15 protein-coding genes are annotated in these 17,923 nt (G+C 65.5%); 8 read left to right on the top strand and 7 right to left on the bottom strand.

Going from position 1 to position 17,923, the window contains the following annotated elements; all coding sequences use genetic code 11:
• Nucleotides 1-71 precede the first annotated feature (71 nt).
• The 3 genes from GPJ75_RS03195 (at nucleotide 72) to GPJ75_RS03185 (ending at nucleotide 4,663) form a co-directional block, all read left to right on the top strand.
• A complete protein-coding gene (locus GPJ75_RS03195; RefSeq protein ID WP_163265084.1) occupies nucleotides 72-1,217 on the top strand; it encodes an efflux RND transporter periplasmic adaptor subunit in 1,146 nt (381 codons plus the stop codon).
• Entirely contained in the window at nucleotides 1,214-4,297 is a 3,084-nt protein-coding gene (locus GPJ75_RS03190) for an efflux RND transporter permease subunit (RefSeq protein ID WP_163265082.1), read from the top strand. Before GPJ75_RS03195 ends, GPJ75_RS03190 begins: the two co-directional genes overlap by 4 nt.
• Before the next feature lie 102 nt (nucleotides 4,298-4,399).
• Nucleotides 4,400-4,663, top strand: coding sequence for a DUF6460 domain-containing protein (locus tag GPJ75_RS03185; protein ID WP_163265080.1), 264 nt, complete (start codon nucleotides 4,400-4,402; stop codon nucleotides 4,661-4,663).
• 5 nt (nucleotides 4,664-4,668) lie between these two features.
• On the opposite strand, the gene GPJ75_RS03180 is transcribed toward GPJ75_RS03185, so the two are convergent.
• Nucleotides 4,669-5,760: a quinone-dependent dihydroorotate dehydrogenase gene (locus GPJ75_RS03180; protein ID WP_163265078.1), complete on the bottom strand. Its 1,092-nt coding sequence runs from the start codon at nucleotides 5,758-5,760 to the stop codon at nucleotides 4,669-4,671.
• Entirely contained in the window at nucleotides 5,757-6,104 is a 348-nt protein-coding gene (locus GPJ75_RS03175; RefSeq protein ID WP_163265076.1) for a DUF952 domain-containing protein, read from the bottom strand. Before GPJ75_RS03175 ends, GPJ75_RS03180 begins: the two co-directional genes overlap by 4 nt.
• Before the next feature lie 134 nt (nucleotides 6,105-6,238).
• Here GPJ75_RS03175 and GPJ75_RS03170 point away from each other — a divergent pair, with 134 nt between their 5' ends.
• Nucleotides 6,239-6,688, top strand: coding sequence for a hypothetical protein (locus GPJ75_RS03170; RefSeq protein WP_163265074.1), 450 nt, complete (start codon nucleotides 6,239-6,241; stop codon nucleotides 6,686-6,688).
• Between the two features lie 130 nt (nucleotides 6,689-6,818).
• Here GPJ75_RS03170 and GPJ75_RS03165 read toward each other — a convergent pair whose 3' ends face one another.
• Nucleotides 6,819-7,193, bottom strand: coding sequence for a hypothetical protein (locus GPJ75_RS03165; protein WP_163265072.1), 375 nt, complete (start codon nucleotides 7,191-7,193; stop codon nucleotides 6,819-6,821).
• 194 nt (nucleotides 7,194-7,387) lie between these two features.
• Here GPJ75_RS03165 and GPJ75_RS03160 point away from each other — a divergent pair, with 194 nt between their 5' ends.
• Nucleotides 7,388-8,041: a response regulator transcription factor gene (locus GPJ75_RS03160; RefSeq protein WP_163265070.1), complete on the top strand. Its 654-nt coding sequence runs from the start codon at nucleotides 7,388-7,390 to the stop codon at nucleotides 8,039-8,041.
• A gap of 20 nt (nucleotides 8,042-8,061) precedes the next feature.
• Here GPJ75_RS03160 and GPJ75_RS03155 read toward each other — a convergent pair whose 3' ends face one another.
• On the bottom strand, nucleotides 8,062-11,550 hold the full coding sequence (locus GPJ75_RS03155) for a PAS domain-containing hybrid sensor histidine kinase/response regulator (RefSeq protein ID WP_163265068.1): 3,489 nt from the start codon (nucleotides 11,548-11,550) through the stop codon (nucleotides 8,062-8,064).
• A gap of 207 nt (nucleotides 11,551-11,757) precedes the next feature.
• Here GPJ75_RS03155 and mscL point away from each other — a divergent pair, with 207 nt between their 5' ends.
• Together mscL and GPJ75_RS03145 are read left to right on the top strand one after the other, a co-directional pair.
• Nucleotides 11,758-12,177, top strand: coding sequence for a large conductance mechanosensitive channel protein MscL (gene mscL / locus GPJ75_RS03150; protein WP_163265066.1), 420 nt, complete (start codon nucleotides 11,758-11,760; stop codon nucleotides 12,175-12,177).
• Between the two features lie 19 nt (nucleotides 12,178-12,196).
• Entirely contained in the window at nucleotides 12,197-13,360 is a 1,164-nt protein-coding gene (locus GPJ75_RS03145; protein WP_163265064.1) for a pyridoxal phosphate-dependent aminotransferase, read from the top strand.
• A gap of 2 nt (nucleotides 13,361-13,362) precedes the next feature.
• Here the strand turns inward: GPJ75_RS03145 and hemA are convergent, their stop codons facing one another.
• The gene (gene hemA, locus GPJ75_RS03140; protein ID WP_163265062.1) at nucleotides 13,363-14,640 is read right to left on the bottom strand and encodes a 5-aminolevulinate synthase; all 1,278 of its coding nucleotides are present in this window, start codon (nucleotides 14,638-14,640) and stop codon (nucleotides 13,363-13,365) included.
• Between the two features lie 155 nt (nucleotides 14,641-14,795).
• A complete protein-coding gene (locus GPJ75_RS03135) occupies nucleotides 14,796-15,812 on the bottom strand; it encodes a hypothetical protein (protein WP_163265060.1) in 1,017 nt (338 codons plus the stop codon).
• Nucleotides 15,813-15,968: 156 nt separating this feature from the next.
• Between GPJ75_RS03135 and dgcN the strand changes: the two genes are divergently transcribed.
• A complete protein-coding gene (gene dgcN, locus GPJ75_RS03130) occupies nucleotides 15,969-16,961 on the top strand; it encodes an N-acetyltransferase DgcN (RefSeq protein WP_163265058.1) in 993 nt (330 codons plus the stop codon).
• Nucleotides 16,962-16,964: 3 nt separating this feature from the next.
• Here dgcN and olsB read toward each other — a convergent pair whose 3' ends face one another.
• On the bottom strand, nucleotides 16,965-17,765 hold the full coding sequence (gene olsB / locus GPJ75_RS03125; RefSeq protein WP_163265827.1) for a l-ornithine N(alpha)-acyltransferase: 801 nt from the start codon (nucleotides 17,763-17,765) through the stop codon (nucleotides 16,965-16,967).
• Nucleotides 17,766-17,923: the final 158 nt, after the last annotated feature.

Below are 17,923 nucleotides of genomic sequence, written 5' to 3'. Positions count from 1 at the left end.
ACTTCCCCTCCTGTTTGCTGCATGGGGGGCGCCGGGGCTTGGCGGGCAGCGTCCATCGAAGGGCTTTCCGCATGATCAAGCGCTTTCTCATCGCATTCGTACTTCTTGTTATCGTTGTCGGCGGCCTGGTCGGCTATAATCTGTTTCGCGACAGGATGATCCAGGACTTCTTCGCCAACATGCCGGTGCCTTCGGTCTCGGTGTCGACCGTCACCCTGGAACCCGTCGAGTGGACCCCGTCCATCGAGGCGATCGGCACGGTGAGCGCCATCAATGGCGTCGACCTTACGGTCGAGGTGGCGGGGATCGTCAGCGAGATCCGCTTTCAGGCCAACGATCGGGTCGAGAAAGACGACGTTCTCGTGCAGCTCGACGATGCCACGCAGCGCGCCGACCTTGCGGCCGCGCAGGCGCAGGCCAAGCTGGACCAGACAAATCTGCAGCGCGCGCTCGAACTGCAGCGCCGGCAGGTCGGCACGGAGGTGAACGTGGAGTCGTCGCGGGCCTCCGCGGATGCCTCGGCTGCCGAGGTCGAGAAGGCGCAAGCAGCCCTCGACCAGAAGCAGCTCAAGGCTCCCTTTGCCGGCGTTGCCGGTATCCCGCGGGTGGTGCTCGGCCAGTACATCACGCCGGGAACGACCGTCGCCACCCTGCAGGACGTCGACACCATGCGCGTCGATTTCACTGTTCCCGAGCAGGAGTTCGGCCTGTTGAAGATCGGGCAGCCCGTGCGGCTCGGCTCCGACGAGCAGAACCTGTCCTATACGGGCGCCATTCGCGGCATCGATCCCAAGATCGACCCCAGTTCGCGCCTGGCCAACGTGCGGGCCGAGGTCGCAAATCCCGACGGCGGGCTGGTGCCTGGGCAGTTCGCGGAGGTGAAGGTCGATCTGCCGAAGGAAAGCGACGTGCTGGCGCTGCCGCAGACGGCAGTGGTGACGAGCCTTTACGGCGACTACGCCTATGTGGTGCGGCCGGCCGAGGACGGCGAGGACGGGGCCGACCAGTCTTCGCTCGTCGTCAGGCAGGTGTTCGTGAAGACCGGCCGCCGCAGCGGCGAAATGGTCGAGATCGTGGAGGGCCTTTCAGCCGGCGATCAGGTGGTGACGGCAGGGCAGAACAGGCTGAGCAACGGGACGCCGGTCACCGTCGCCGACGGCAATGGCGACGGTGGAGACGCCACGGCCCAGGACAGCGCGGAGGCGACTGGGAAATGAATTTCTCCGATATCTTCATCCGGCGCCCGGTCCTGTCCACAGTCCTGGGCGCGCTGATCCTGCTTCTCGGCCTGCAGAGCCTCATCAATCTGCAGGTGCGGCAGTATCCGGAGGTCGAGGAGACGGTGGTCACCATCACCACGACCTATCCGGGCGCCAGCGCGGACCTGATCCAGGGCTTCATCAGCGCGCCGATCGCCCGCGCCGTCTCGACCACCGAGAACATCGACTACGTCACCTCCCAGAGCCGCCCCTCGAGCAGCACGGTGACCGTGCAGATGCAGCTCGGCTCCGATCCCGACATCGCGCTGACCGAGGTGATGTCCAAGGTCCAGGGCGTGCGCGGCGAACTGCCGGGGGATGCCGAGGACCCGGTCATCGTCAAGGGCACGGGCGAGCAGTTCGCCATCATGTATCTGGCGATGCAGAACCCGAACATGACGGCCGAGCAGCTGACCGAATATATCGAGCGCGTCATCCGGCCGCGTGTCTCGACGATCCAGGGCGTGGCGGAAATCCAGATCCTGGGTGCCGCCGAGTATTCGATGCGGGTGTGGGTCGACCCGGTGAAGCTCGCCGCCCGCGGCATGACGGCGAGCGAGGTGCTCGATGCCATCAATGCCTCCAACTTCCTCTCCTCGCCGGGCAAGACCGAGAACAAGGAGGTCGCCTATTCCATCACCGTGCAGTCGACGCTGCAGTCCGCGGAGGCCTTCGGCGCCCTGCCTTTGAAATCGGACGACAGCGGCGGGGTGGTGAGATTGCGCGACGTGGCGCGTGTGGAGCTTGCCGCCGAAAGCACCGACACCATCGTCAACTTCAATGGCGAGCCCGGCACCTTCATCGGCATCTTCCCGACGCCGGCGGCCAACCCGCTCGACACGGCGGGCGCGGTCATCGACGAATTGCCGGCCATCCAGGAGAGCCTTCCGGAAGGCATGACCATCACCATGGTCTACGACGCGACGGAGCAGATCGGCGCCTCCATCGAGGAGGTGTTCAAGACCATCGGCGAGGCGGTAGCAATCGTCATCCTCGTCATCCTGCTCTTCCTCGGCTCGTTCCGCTCCGTGCTGATGCCGATCGTCACCATTCCGCTGTCGCTGATCGGCGTTTGCTTCGTCCTTTTCGCCTTCGGCTATTCGATCAACCTTTTGTCACTGCTTGCCATGGTGTTGGCCATCGGCCTGGTGGTGGACGACGCGATCGTCGTGGTGGAGAACATCCACCGCCACATGGAGGAGGAGGGGATGTCGGCCATCCAGGCCGCGTTCAACGGCATGCGCGAGATCTCCTCCGCCGTCGTCGCGATGACGATAACGCTTGCCGCCGTCTTCGCGCCGCTCGCCTTCACCGGCGGGCTGACCGGCGCGCTCTTCCGCGAATTCGCGGTGACGCTCGCCGGTTCCGTCATCATCTCCGGTATCGTGGCACTCACCATCACGCCGATGATGGCGGCGCGCATCCTGAGGGCGGGCGAGCCCAGCCGCTTCCAGGCCTTCGTCGACCGGACCTTCGAGCGTGTCGAAAACCGCTACGAAAGGCTGGTCGCGGGTTCCCTGAAGTACCGGCCGGTGACGCTGATGATCGTCGTGGCGCTGGTGGCGGTGACGGGCTTCATGTTCCTCAAGACCTCCAGCGAGCTTGCGCCGGAAGAGGACCAGGGGGCGCTTTTCTCGCTGGTCACCGCGCCGCGCTACGCGACATCCGAATACACCTCCCGCTACGTCGACGAGATGATGGGGGCGACCGCGGACCTGCCGGAGCTAAGAGCCAGCTTCTCGGCCGTCGCCTTCGGCGGCGGCACCGACCAGGCCTTCGCCGTCTGGGCCTTCAAGGACTGGGCCGACCGCGACCGCTCGCAGGCCGAGATCCAGCAGGACATCCAGGGCCGCATCGCCAACACGGGCGTCGAAGCGCTGGTCTTCGCGCCGCCGACACTGCCGGGCACCGGCGGCGGACTGCCGATATCGCTGGTGATCCAGGCCACCGGCGACCCGAGCCAGGTCTATGAAGTGGCCGAGACCATCAAGCAGGAAGCGCAGGCTTCCGGCCGGTTCATCGTCGTGCAGAACTCGCTTGCCTACGACGCGCCGCAGGTGACGGTCTCCATCGACCGCAACCGCGCGGCGGCCTTGAACCTGCCGATCCGCGACATCGCCAACACCTTGAGCCTGCTCGTCGGCAGCGGCTCCATCGCGCAGTTCGACCGCGATTCGCAAAGCTACGACATCATCATGCAGGTGCCGCAGGAATACCGGAACAACCCGGAGCGGCTGGGCAACCTTTTCGTGCGCAGCGTGACCGACGAGATGGTGCCGCTTTCGGCGGTGGTGAACATCTCCACCAACGCCTCGCCCGCCTCCATCGAGCAGTTCAACCAGCTGAACGCGGCGACAATCTCCGCCCTTCCGCGCCCCGGCGTGACCACCGGCACGGGCCTCGCGACGATCGAGGACATCGCCAGGCGGAACCTGCCGGCCGGTTTCTTCATCGACTATTCCGGACAGTCGCGGCTCGAACAGGAGCAGGGAAACACGATCCTGATCGCCTTCGTGCTGGCCGTGGTGGTGATCTATCTCGTACTTGCCGCTCAGTTCGAGAGTTTCCGCGATCCGCTCATCATCATGATGTCGGTGCCGCTGTCGATCTTCGGCGCGATCATCCCGCTGAACCTCGGCCTGGGCACGCTCAACATCTATACGCAAGTGGGGCTGATCACGCTTATCGGGCTGATCACCAAGCACGGCATCCTGCTCGTCGAGTTTGCCAACCAGCAGCGCGAGCGGCATGGGATGCGGCGGCGCGACGCGATCGTCGCCTCGGCGCGCGTGCGGCTCAGGCCGATCCTGATGACGACGGGCGCCATGTCGCTGGGCGTGGTGCCGCTGATCATCGCCTCGGGCGCCGGCGCGGCGGCGCGCTTCTCCATCGGTCTCGTGATCTTCACCGGCATCCTGGTCGGAACGATGTTCACCCTCTTCGTGGTGCCGATGTTCTACACGTTCCTTTCGGGCAAGGACCTGCCGGAACACGCGGAGAAACCGGACCCAGAGCTGATGCCGGTCTTGCCGGATTAGTTGTAATCCGGCTGCCACCGCATTTTGCCGCCATGCTTGCGCCGGCCGTGCACAATCCATATGTGCATGGCCGGCATTCGACGTCTTGAACAGGGTGAAACCGTGTCGGCACTGACGAGATTCCTGGGCGACAGCCCGCTGCGCGTGATCGTGAAACTGCTGGTGATCTCCCTCATCGTCGGCTTCGTCATGAGCGCATTCCACTGGTCGCCGTTGGATATCTTTTACGCGCTGCGCGATATGGTGCTGCGCATCTGGGACATGGGCTTTGCCGCGCTCGGCAATTTCCTCGGCTATATCCTGCTCGGCGCGATGATCGTCGTGCCGGCCTTCCTCATCCTGCGGCTTCTGAGCTTTCGGCGGTAGGCGCCTCAGTCGAGGGGCCGCGCCGCCCAGTCGTCGACGTGGCTGTCGCGTATTTCGGCGATGGAAGCGAGACCCTCAGCCTCCACGTAGGCATCCATGTCCCGCACGATGCGCGCGGCAAGGCCGGGGCCTTCGTAGATCATCCCGGTATAGAGCTGCACGAGGTCGGCGCCGGCGCGAATCTTCTCCAGCGCCGTCTCCGCCGAATGAACGCCGCCGACGCCGATGATCGGCAGCCATGGCCCGATGAGCCGGCGCATCTTGGCCAGCACGATGGTGGAGCGAGGGAAAAGCGGCGCGCCGGAAAGCCCGCCCGTCTCGTTGGCGGCGATGTGCGTTACGCCATCGCGCGACAGCGTCGTGTTGGAGACGATGAGCCCGTCCACCCGCTTGTCCAGCACCTCCGCCGCGATGTCGGCCAACGCTTCCTCGGAAAGATCCGGGGCGATCTTCAGGAACACCGGCGTGCTTGGCGCGAGCCCGATGTTCCGACTGTCGCGCGCGGCCATGACGCGGGCCAGGAGCTCGGAAAGCTGCTCGCGGCCCTGCAGCGCGCGCAGGCCGGCCGTATTGGGCGAGGAGATGTTGACCGTCAGGTAGGAGGCCACCCCGGCGAAGACGCGCACGCCCTCCTCATAGTCGGCCACGCGGTCGGGGCTGTCACGGTTGGCGCCGATATTGACGCCGACGATGCCGCCGCGGGGGGCACGGGCGAGGAGCCGGGCAAGGGCGCTTTCGTGGCCGTCATTGTTGAAGCCGAGCCGGTTGATGACGGCGCGATCCTCGATGAGCCGGAAGATGCGCGGCTTCGGATTGCCCTCCTGTGGGCGCGGTGTCACGGTCCCGCATTCGGTGAAGCCGAAGCCGAGCCTCAAGAGCGCGTCCGGCACCTCGGCATTCTTGTCGTAGCCGGCAGCCATGCCGAGCGGATTGGGGAAGGAGAGGCCCGCCAGCGTGAGAGAAAGCCTGTCGGAGTGGGGCGGCGGGCTGCACAGGGGAACACCGCTCTTCAGCGCCGCGATGGAAAGCCCGTGCGCCCGCTCCGGATCGAGCGAGAACAGCAGTGGCCGACTGGCGAGGTCGATAAGGCGCTTCATGCGGCGAGCGGCGGAAACCGGTGCTTGCCGTCATGCCCGAGCGGCAGCGGCCTGACCCAGCGCACGGCGACCAGCGCCAACGGCGCGTAAAGATGCGGGAAAGGCTGCCCGCCGCGCGAAATCTCATATCTCAGCGCTTCGCCAAGCACGGCCTCATCCACCGCGACGAGCACGAGATCGTCTTGCCCGGCAAAGTGCTTTTCGGCCGTCTCACGCAGCTGGCCTTCGGTGGAGAAGTGGATAAAGCCGTCGGCGTGGTCGATCGGTGCACCGGTGAAAACGCCGTCCCGCTCGGCCTGGCGCCACAGCGCTGCGGGACAAATCTTGTAGATCAACTTTGCCATGAGGGCGCTATAATGCCAATGATGGCGGAGCGAAAGGGACAGGCGGTCGCGGATGGCGCTTTTGCACGAACCTATTTGCGGCGCATTCGCCGCCTATGCGAAAAAGAAGCAATCGAGCTTCTGGGAGTAAAGCAATGCGAGTTCCGGTCGCCGCCGCAACAGGGCTTCTTCTGCTGGTTCCCGCTGGCCTTGGTGCGCAGGCATACGCGCAGGGAACGGAGCGTTTTCGTCTCGAAAAAACGGAAAGCGGCTATATGCGCATGGATACCCAAACCGGCGTCATGTCGCTCTGCCGCGAACGCTCAGGCCAGCTTGTCTGCAACGTAGCCGCCGACGAGCGCGAGGCGTACGAAACCGAGATGGAGACCCTGCGCGAAAGGCTTTCCGCGCTCGAAGCGCGTGTCGAGGCCCTGGAAGAGAGCGCGGGCGAGGAAACGTCCAAGCTGCCCACCGAGGACGAATTCGAGCAGACGCTCGGCCTGATGGAGCGTTTCTTCCGCCGCTTCATAGATATCGTGAAGGGGCTTGAAGAGGATAGAAATCAGGAAGAGGGCGGAGGATCCGCCACGCCTAACCGCACCTGATGGCAGCCTTGCAGCATTATATTTGACCGCTGGTGGTGCGTCGATGTTCAGGCACGGATCCTCGGGCTTGACCGAAGATCCATGCCTGAACGGTCCAACAGGCAAAACGGTAAGGCGAAGGGCCGATGCCCTACACAACACCGCGGGCGATGCGCAGGACGAGCGAGGCGGCGAAAAGCGAGCAGGCAATGGTGTAGCTGTTGCGGGCGAAAACCATGTAGACCTCGCGCAGCACACCGGTGAAAACCGCCCTGCCCTGCGCACCGGCGGGACGCGCGGCCTTGTCCAGGCAGGTCCACACCTCGGTGCGGTTGGGCTTCTGCCAGGGCACGATCAGCGCCTTGACGATGAGGATTTCGGCCATGGCCAGGGTCAGGACCGCACCCACGAACAAGGCCAGCGCCAGATCGAACGACAGGCTCACCATAATAAGGGAAATGGCCAGCGCGCCGAACAACACAGCGCGGCCGATGCAGATAAGCGCGGTATTGCGTATCTTTTCCATCGTTGAGCCCATTGCTTTCGCGTGCCGGTGCCTTGCCCGGCGCAATGTGGCGTCCGCCATTTTGTTCCACGCTGACCCACAGAACAAGGGCAATTGTGCATGCCGCTTGAAAACTGCAGCCATCCCCGCATAATCAGCAGCTATCCTGCCGAGTGAAAAAAACGATAAGTTGGCGGGAAAATGGGGAGGGTTTCTTGGGTTACCGTTTCGTGGTCGCCGACGACCATCCGCTTTTCCGGGGCGCGCTGCAGCAGGCGCTCGCCGGCTTCGGCGCCGATTGCACCATTCTGGAAGCCGGCGATTTCGACAGCGTCAAGGCGCTGATCGCCAAGGACCCGGAGATAGACCTTGTGCTTCTGGACCTGGCGATGCCCGGCGCCAGCGGGCTTTCCGGGCTGGTCGCCCTGCGCGGGTTCAGCCCGGCGATGCCCATCGTCGTCGTCACGGCCTATGACGACCCGCAGACCATACGCCGCGCGCTGGAGCTTGGCGCTTCGGGCTTCATCTCCAAATCCGCACGCATGGAGGAGATGCGTCGCGCCGTCAAAACGGTGCTCGACGGCGGCATCTACACGCCCGAGGAGATCGAGCTCGGTGAGGAGGGCGATCCTGAGATCTCCGATCTCATCAGCCGCCTGCAGACGCTCACCCCCCAGCAGACGCGGGTGCTCGCCATGCTTGCCGAGGGGCTGCTCAACAAGCAGATCGCCTATGAGCTTTCCGTCTCCGAGGCCACCATCAAGGCGCATGTCTCGGCCATCCTGCAGAAGCTGGGCGTCGACAGCCGCACCCAGGCGGTGATCCTTCTTTCACGCATCGGCACGGATCCGCTGTCGGAGGGGGTGTAGGGGCAAGCAGGGGAAGCCAATCACTCCGCCGCCTGCACCTGGCGGTAGCGCGTCAGGAGGGCGCGGAGGGCGGCTGGCTTGACGGGCTTGTTCAGAACGGCGATGTCCATCGCCTCGGCCGCCGCGCGCACCTCGCTCGTGCGGTCGGCGGTGACGAGCACGGCCTGTATATCCGCGCCCCAGGCGTGGCGCAGGCGGCGCACGGCCGAAAGCCCATCCTCGCCGTCGAGATGATAGTCGGCCAGAATGATGTCCGGCCGCATCTCCGGCGGCCGGCGCTCGTCCAACTCGGACGTGCCGGCGATGGTCCGCACGCGGCAGCCCCAACCTTCCAGGAGAAGGCGCATACCTTCGAGGATGCGGTCGTCGTTGTCGATGCACAGGACGTCGAGCCCGGCCAGGATGACGTTCGGGCGGATTTGCGGGGCGGCGGGCTCCGGGTGTGCATCGGCCGGCGCCGCGCTCACCGGCAGGATGACGGAGAAGCGGGTGCCTTTCCCACGCTCGGACTGGAGCTGTATCTCCAGCCTGAGGACACGGGCGATGCGATCGACAATGGAGAGGCCGAGGCCGAGGCCCCGCGCCTCGCGCATGCCCTCGTCGAGCCGCGTGAACTCGCGGAAGACGGCGTTGAGCTCGCCGCCGGCAATGCCGATACCGGTGTCCCAGACCTGCAGTTCGACCAATTCCCCACGCCGCCGCACGCCCACCAGGACGCGGCCCTTGCGCGTATATTTGACGGCGTTGGAGACCAGGTTCTGCACCAGCCGGCGGAAGAGATTGCGGTCCGTCTTCACCGTGAGGGAAGAAGGGACGATGGTGAGCAGCAACCCCTTCTCGGCGGCGAGCGGTTGGAAGTCGGTGGCGACCTGGCGCAGCAGTCCGTCCAGCCGGAAAACCGTCTCGGCGGGCTTGAGCGCGCCGGTGTCGAGACGCGAGATATCGAGCACCGCGCCCAGGATGGCTTCCACCGAATCGAGCGAGGAATCGATGTTATCGACGACGGCGCGCAGGTCTTCCCTGTCCAGCTTCTCCCTGAGCGGCGCGCAGTAGAGACGCGCCGCATTCAGCGGCTGCAGGATGTCGTGGCCGGCGCCGGCCAGGAAGCGCGTCTTTGAAAGATTGGCTTCCTCTGCCAGCATCTGCGCCTGCGCCAACTCCTCGTTGACGCGCACCAACTCGACCGTGCGGCTTGCCACCCGCTGCTCCAGCGTCTCGTTGGCGCGTTTCAGCGCCATGTCGGCCTCCACGCGCGCGGTGATGTCGGTATAGGTGGCGACGATGCCGCCGCCCGGCATGAGGTTGGAGCGGATCTCCATGATGCGGCCGCTGTTCTGCAGCCTGAGCTCCCAGGGCGAGCCGAAGGAGGTCAGCCGGTCGAGGATCGTCCTTTCCGAATCGGGCGCCAAGTCGCCGCGGGTGATCAGGTGGCCGACGATGCGGCTCAGCGACACGCCCACCTGCCCCATGGCGTCGGGCAGGTCGAAAAGGGTGCGGAATTGCCGGTTCCAGCAGGTGAGCCGGAAGTCCTGGTCGAAGACGGTGATCCCCTCCTCCATCTGGTCGAGTGCGGTCTGCAGCAGGTCGCGGTTGTGCTGCAGCGCCATCGACGCGTCGTCCAGAAGGCGCATGGCATCGCGCGGGGAACTGTCGTTGCGCTGGAACAGGAGCGACAGGATGAGCCTTGCCGAGGAGGAGCCGACGGCACTGGCGAGCAACTGCTCGGAAAAGCGGATGACGGCCATGCTGGCCTGCTCGTGGCCGTTGAGGGGCGTGCCCTGCTCGGTCTCGAAGGTGAGGAAGGAGCGCTCGGTGCGCTCCACGCCCAGATACCGCGAGATGGTGTCCTTGAGGTCGTTGACGGTGACCGCCGTGCGGAAGCGGCGCAGGCTGGGCATGGGCGTGGCGTCGCGCGGTACGAAGATCGCCGCCTGGATGCGCTCCTGCGGCTTGGCGGCGCGCGAGAGCGAGCCCAGGATGAAGAACAGCATGTTGACCGACAGGCTCCACAGGACGCCGTGGTTCAGCGGCTCGCCGACCGTGCCGAACAGCGCCTGCGGGCGCAGCGCCTCTATGCCGAAGGGGCCGTGGGCGATGATCTCGGTTCCGGCCGGCGCCAGCGACGGGAAGAGCAGCGTATAGGCCCAGACGGCAAAGCCGGCACCCATGCCGAGGAGGGCGCCGCGGCTGTTGGCCCCGCGCCAGATGAGGCCGCCGAAGAAGGCAGGCGCGAACTGCGCGATGGCCGCGAACGAGATCAGGCCGATGGCCGCCAGGCGGATGTTGGTGGTGATCTCGCGATAATAGAGGAAGGCCGTGAAAAGGATGATGAAGATCGCCGCGCGGCGGATGTTGAGGATGACGGTGGACCAATCCTCCTTCTCCCGGCTTTCGGACCGCAAAAGCCGCCGCACGAAGAGCGGGATGACGAGGTCGTTGGAGATCATGATCGACAGAGCCACGCTGGCGACGATTACCATGGCGGTCGCCGCCGACAGGCCGCCGATGAAGGCGAGCAGCGCCAGGATGTCGTGACCGGACAAGAGCGGCAGGGCGAGGACGTAGAGGTCGGCGTTCGTGCGTGCGCCCACCACCTGCAGGCCGGCGAAGGCGATAGGGATGACGAACAGGTTGATGAGCACGAGATAGAGCGGGAAGAGCCAGACCGCCGTCTTCAATTCGTCCGGGTGCTTGTTCTCGACGATGGTGACGTAGAACTGGCGCGGCAGCATGACGATGGCGCAGGCCGACAGCGTCGTCATGACGATCCAGGTGGCAAGCGAGGTGGGATGGGCGAAGGCGCTGGCGACCTGCGGCTCCGACGCCACGCGGCTTGCCAGTTCCGCCGGGCCGTCGAACAGCACGAAGGTCACCGCCACGCCGACGGCGAGGAAGGCGGCGAGCTTGACGATCGATTCCACTGCCACGGCGAGGACCAGCCCGTTCTGGTGCTCCGTGGCGTCGGCATGGCGGGTGCCGAACAGGACGGCGAAGAGCGCCAGGAGCATCGCCACGATCAGCGAGATGTCGCCGATGACAAGGTCGATATTGGGCGGTGCGCCGGTGTAGTGCTCCACCATCAGGTTCACCGAATCGGAGATCGCCTTCAGTTGCAGCGCGATATAGGGGATGGTGCCCGAGGTGGCGATGAGCGTGGCGACAAGGGCGACGGCGAAGCTCTTGCCGTAGCGGGCGGCCAGGAAATCGGCGATGGAGGTGATCTTCTCGCTCTTGGCCAGCCGGATGATGCGAGCAATGAGGCGGCTGGCGAAAAGGAAGACGAGCACCGGCCCGATATAGATGGCCAGGAACTCGAAGGCGCGCTCGGAGGCGAGCCCCACCGAGCCGAAGAAGGTCCACGAGGTGCAGTAGATGGCCAGGCTCAGCGCATAGATGAACGGCCGCGATCCGGCATTGCGGATCGCCGCCCGTCTGTCGCCATGGCTCGCGATCACGAAAAGCAGCGTGACGTAAGCGATGGCGATGATGCCGATGACCCACCCTTGCACGGCGGACCCTTATCCTCCCAAGATGATGAAGCCAAGCACAGCCGGGCCCAGCGGCGCAATGCTTCTTTCGCCGTGGGCTCGAGAGGCCGGATGTGCAAAGCGCAGAGCGGAAACTTACCAAGCGCTGCGCTTTTGCTATTCTCGCGGCGCATGTGCGGCGGAAAACGGCCGCTGCCCAGCCTGCTTCGTTAAACGGAGGGAAATGAAATGTTCAACGAATTCAAGGAATTCATTGCACGTGGCAACGTGATGGACCTTGCCGTAGGCGTTATCATCGGCGGCGCCTTCGGCCTTATCGTCAGTTCGCTCACCGACGACATCATCATGCCGATCGTCGGTGCCATCTTCGGCGGCTTCGATTTCTCGAACTATTTCATTCCACTTTCCTCCGGCGTCACGGCGAACACGCTGGAGGCGGCGCGCGAGCAGGGCGCCGTCTTCGCCTACGGCAATTTCATCACCGTCGTCATCAATTTCCTTATTCTGGCCTGGATCATCTTCCTGATCGTCAAGGGGGTGAACAACCTGCGGCGTCAACAGGCCGAATCGCCGACGCCGCCGGCCGCACCGCCGCAGGACATCCAGCTGTTGACGGAAATCCGCGACCTTTTGGCAACAAAGAAGTAGCAACACAAAGGAACAAGGCATGAGCCTGAAGGAGATGCTGCGCACTGAAGCGCGCGCAGCGCCGGTGAGCGGCATTGTGTCCGTGGTCGACCATGCTCGCGGCCGCGAGGGGCTCATTCCCCTGTGGGTGGGGGAGGGCGACCTGCCGACGCCGCACTTCATCCGCGAGGCGGCGACGGCGAGCCTTGCCGCCGGAGACACCTTCTACACCTGGCAGGGCGGCGTTCCCGAGTTACGCGCGGCGCTGGCACGCTACCACCAGCGGGCGTTCGGCCGAAGCTTCGCACCGGAGGAGTTCATCGTCACCGGCGGCGGCATGCAGGCGATCCAGCTTGCGCTGCAGGCGGTGGCCGGCGCCGGCGACGAAGTGGTCTATCTAAGCCCCGCCTGGCCCAACTTTCCCGCCGCACTCGGCATCGCCGGCGGGAGGCCGGTGCCGGTGCAACTGGACTTTTCGGAGAACGGCTGGAGCCTCGATCCCGGCCGTGTCGAAGCCGCCATCACACCGCGCACGCGGGCGCTCTTCGTCAATACGCCGTCCAACCCCACGGGCTGGACGGCCAACCGCGCGACACTTGAGGCACTGCTTGATCTGGCGCGGCGGCGCGGGTTGTGGATCATCGCCGACGAGATCTACACGAAGTTCTTCTATTCGGGCCGGCGTGCGCCGTCCCTGTTCGATATCGCTTCCGACGACGACCGCATCCTCTTCGTCAACTCGTTCTCCAAGAACTGGGCCATGACCGGTTGGCGCATCGGCTGGGTGCGGGTGCACCCGTCGCTCGGCCAGGTGTTCGAGAACCTGGTGCAGTATTCCACGTCCGGCGTCGCGGAATTCATGCAGCGCGGTGCCGTGGCCGCGCTTGACGAAGGCGATTCCTTCATCGATCGGCAGGTCGAGCGGGCGCGCGATAATCGCGATCTGCTATCTACCGCCCTCAGGGCAACGGGGCGGGTGCGCCTGGCCGTACCGGAAGGCGCCTTCTACCTTTTCTTCGCCGTGGAGGGGATCGAGGACACGCGCAGCGCGGCCATCCGGATCGTCGACGAAACGGGCGTCGGGCTGGCGCCTGGAACGGCTTTCGGCGTTGGCGGTGAGCGCTTCTTCCGCATCTGCTTCAACCGCAGGACGGATCAGCTCGAAGAGGCGGCGGCGCGGCTGGCGAGGTGGACGGTGGGGTAGACTTACCCGCCGGCCTTCGACACCACAAGCGGAATGACGCGGTCGGATTGGGCGGCGGGTGCCTGGCCGATCTCCTGGAAGGGGATGCCGAGCGCTTCCCACGTCTCCATGAGCGCGCCCTTCAGCGCGTCGATGAGTTCGTCGGAATGGAAGGGCGAGGGCGTGATGCGCAGGCGCTCCGTACCGCGCGGCACGGTGGGATAGTTGATCGGCTGGATGTAGATGCCGTGCTTTTCCAGCAGCCGGTCGCTGGCCATCTTGCACAGCTCCGGATCGCCCACCAGCAGCGGCACGATATGCGTTTGCGACGGCATCACCGGCAGGCCGACGGCTTTGAGCACGTCCTTGGTGCGCTGGGCCTGGCGCTGGTGCGCCGCGCGCTCGACTGTTGAACCCTTCAAATGCCGGATGGAGGCGGTGGCGGCACTGGCGATGGCCGGCGGAAGAGCGGTGGTGAAGATGAAGCCCGGCGCGTATGAGCGTACGGCGTCGATGATTGCCGCCGAGCCGGCGATATAGCCGCCGATGACGCCGAAGGCCTTGGCCAGCGTGCCCTCGATCACGTCCATGCGGTGGGCGAGACCGTCACGCTCGGTGATGCCCCCGCCGCGGACGCCATACATGCCGACCGCATGCACTTCGTCGATGTAGGTCATCGCGTTGTACTTCTCGGCCAGGTCGGCGATCTCGGCGATGGGGGCGATGTCGCCGTCCATGGAATAGACCGATTCGAAGACGATCAGCTTTGCCCGCTCGCGGGGGGTAGCGGCAAGCAGGCTTTCCAGATGCGCCAAGTCGTTGTGGCGGAAAATCTTCTTTTCGGCGCCCGAACGGCGCACGCCCTCGATCATCGAGGCGTGGTTCAACTCGTCCGAAAGCACCAGGCAATCGGGCAGAAGCCGTGCGATGGTGGAGATGGAGGCCTCGTTTGAGACGAAACCCGAGGTGAAGACGAGAGCGGCCTCCTTGCCGTGCAGGTCGGCAAGCTCCGCTTCCAGCTCCACCAGCGGGTGATTCGTGCCGGAGATGTTGCGCGTGCCGCCGGCGCCGGAGCCCATGCGGCCGGCCGCCTCGTGCATGGCGGCGATCACATCCGGGTGCTGGCCCATGCCCAGATAGTCGTTGGAGCACCACACGGTGATTTCCCGGGCCTTGCCGTCAGCGCGCCAGATGGCGCGCGGAAAGGCGCCCGCAATGCGCTCCAGATCCGCGAATACGCGATAGCGCCGCTCCGCGTGCAACTGGTCGATTGCCTCGGAAAAAAACCGTGCGTAGTCCATATTGTTATTCCCAAGTTTGCCTGGGGATCATAATCGCCCGCTCCCGCCGCGTCCATCGCCGGCGGAAGGGCAAAATGCCACGCCGCAACAGCAGCGCTTTGCGCTGAATCAACCAGGTTATGACCGGATTCCGGCAAGCGGCCCGTACGAAAGAACTAGTCGGCGGTCGCCACACGCAAGGAGAAGATGTCGAGCGTGCGTCCCCCACCTTCGACGTCGGGTACGATGGAGATCGTGCCGCCGGCGCCCGGCTGGCGGTCGGGCAGTTCCGTCTCCAGCAGATATTCGGTGGGCGACGGGCCAACGAGGTAGCGCGAGCGGCCGCAACCGCCCAGCGCCCCGAAATCGCAGGAGACGGAGATCTGCGTCTCCTGCCCTTCCTGGGCACTTGCGGTTATGTTGAAGATGACACGCCGGCCGGCTAGCCGTTCCAGAACGCCCTGGCCGACATCGAAGAGCACGGCCGCCTCCGGCGCGCCGGCGATCCGCAGGAAGCCCTCATCCTCGTCCATCACCTCGGCGCTCGCGCCGCCTTGAGCCCGTACGGTGGTGGGATCCCCTGGGGAGAAGATGGTGATCCAGTCGCCGACCGCCCGAATGGTGTCGGCCGCCGGCCGGGGCGGGCCGTCGCCGGGGTCGAAATCCTCCTCCTCGGCAATCGGCGGAGCGGACAGGCCAGCGCCGCGCTCTTCGGCCGGCTGCAGGATGCCGCTTTGCAGCGTCCACCACGCGCCGATGCCGACGGCGGCGATCAGCGTGGCAAACAGGAAAAGCATGGCGAAGGGCCGGCGCCGCCGCCCCTCCATTTCGTCCTCGGATGCGAGGGGGCCGCCGGGCGGGGCGATGTCGTCCGCCGGCTCTTCGGCAGCCGACAGCCGATCCTCGCGCTCAACGCGCGGCACGAAATCCGCCTCGGGCCCCGGCTCGGCAAATCCAGGCGCGGGAGCGGGGGCGGGAGCTACGGCGGGTATGAATTCGTTCTCGATCTCGACGATAACCGCCTTCACGCGGTCGCGGCGCTGACGCACGTCTTCGATGGAGAGTTCTGGCCGCGACTGCAAGGAACGCTCCAGCGCGGCAAAGGCTTGCCGGTAGACCTTCTCCCGGAAGGCCCTTTCCTGCGCGTCCCCCTTTTCCAACGCGCTCCTGATCGCCCGCTTGACCGCCTCCAACCGTGCTCCCCTTTCGTTCCTTAACCATCGTTACCTGTGGACGCGGGCGCAATCAACGCCCTTTGCGTATAAAGCCTTCCGGCCTAAGCAGGATTTCTTGACAGCGGCGGGCCCTGCCGTCAGCTATCTGAGAGACTTTTTTCTGGGAGCCAAGCCATGTTGAAGACGCCCTATCTGCTTTTTCTCGGCGACGCGCCGGACCAACTGGCGGCCAAGGTGGCGCAGGGCATCAAGGACTGGCGCCCGCAATTCTGCCTCGGGCAGTTGCGGCTCGACGGTTGTAAAGCCGATCTTGGCCTGCCCGACATGGGACTGGACGAGGCGTGGGCGGCGGGCGCGCGGACACTGGTGGTCGGCGCGGCCAACCGTGGCGGCGTCATCGCGCCCAACTGGATCGAAACGCTGGTCGCCGCCACCCGTGCCGGCATGGATATCGCCTCCGGACTGCACAACCGGCTGACTGGCTTGCCCGAACTGGTGGACGCTGCGCGGCAGGCCGGCACGGAGCTTTTCGACGTGCGTGTGCCGCAGCAGGCGTTTCCCATCGCCGACGGCAAGCCGCGTAGGGGCAAGCGTTGCCTGGCCGTCGGCACGGACTGCTCCATCGGCAAGATGTATACCGCGCTCGCCATGGAGCGCGAGATGCTGGCGCGCGGCATGAAGGCGACGTTCCGTGCCACGGGCCAGACCGGCATACTGATTACCGGTTCGGGCATACCGCTGGACGCGGTGGTGGCGGATTTCATGGCCGGCGCAGTGGAGTGGCTGACGCCCGACAACGACCCCGATCACTGGGACCTGATCGAAGGCCAGGGCAGCCTCTTCCACCCGTCTTTTTCCGGCGTGACGCTGGCGCTCGTCCACGGCGGGCAACCGGATGCGCTGGTGCTGTGCCACGAGCCGACGCGCACGCATCTGCGCGGCTTGCCGCACTACGCCCTGCCCTCGCTGGAGGCGTTGCGCGACCTGGCACTGGCGACGGCACGCATCGTCAATCCGGCGGCGAAGGTGATCGGCATTTCGGTCAACACGGCGGCACTTTCGCCGCAGGAGGCGAGGACGTGCCTGGAGGACATCGAGGTGCGCACGGGCCTACCCACGGTCGACCCGTTCCGCGACGGCGCTGGGCGGCTGGTGGACGCGCTGTAGCGCCTACACCGCGAAGCGCTCGGCTTCCGCACCGTAGTAGGCGATATAACGCTCAGAGATCGCCTCTACGGGCAGGACGACCAGCACGTCCGTCGTTGAAAACTCGTGGTCTATGACGCAACCGTCGCCGAACTTGGCGCCGAGGCGGAGATAACCCTTGATAAGGGGTGGCATGGCGGCAAGAGCGGCCTTGGCGTTCACCGCCTCGGGCGGCATCAGGTCCATGGCAGCGTAGCGGCTGGCGCGGGCACGCACGTACCAGGGGGCGTCGGCCCGGCAGAAATGGGCGAGGAAGGAAAGGGGCTCGGCGTGGGCGGCGGGAACCGTGCCGGGGAAGGAGGCGCAGCCGGTCATCACGTCGACGTTCCTCTGCCGGCAATAGGCCCAGATGCCCTGCCACAGGAGCTCGATGGTGCGCTTGGAGCGGTAAGCCGGCAAAACGCATGAGCGGCCGAGCTCCAGAAAGCGGCGCTTCGGATGACGGCCGACGAGGGCCTTCAGCTCGAACTCTTCCTCGGAATAGAAGCCGCCGGCGGCGGCGGCGTTTTCCTGAGTGAGGAGCCGGTATGTGCCGACGATGCGGTCGCGCCCGGTGCCGGGAAGGGAGGTGTCGACCACAAGCAGGTGGTCGCAGACGGCGTCGAAGCGGTCGGCATCGCGCTCTTCCAGCGAGCCCGGTTTCGCGCCCATTTCCTGACAGAAGACACGGAAACGAATGGATTGGGCGGCGGCGATCTCATCAGGGTCCCGCGCCAGCCGCACTTCGAGCGGGCCGATCCGGCCGAGAACGGCCTCCTCGGACATTCGGGCTGCGAGGTCTTCGAGAAGCGTCAGTTTCTCAGCACCTTCGGGACAGGCGGTCGGTTTCAGTGTCAAGCCCTGCACCACTGATTCTCCTCCACGTCGCGTTGAAGCCGACATAGAAGCTAGCTGCGACAGGACGATGACAGGAAAGTGGCCGG

The organism is Chelativorans alearensis, assembly GCF_010993735.1.
Taxonomy (GTDB): domain Bacteria; phylum Pseudomonadota; class Alphaproteobacteria; order Rhizobiales; family Rhizobiaceae; genus Chelativorans; species Chelativorans alearense.
This window is presented reverse-complemented; position numbering and strand designations above follow the sequence as displayed.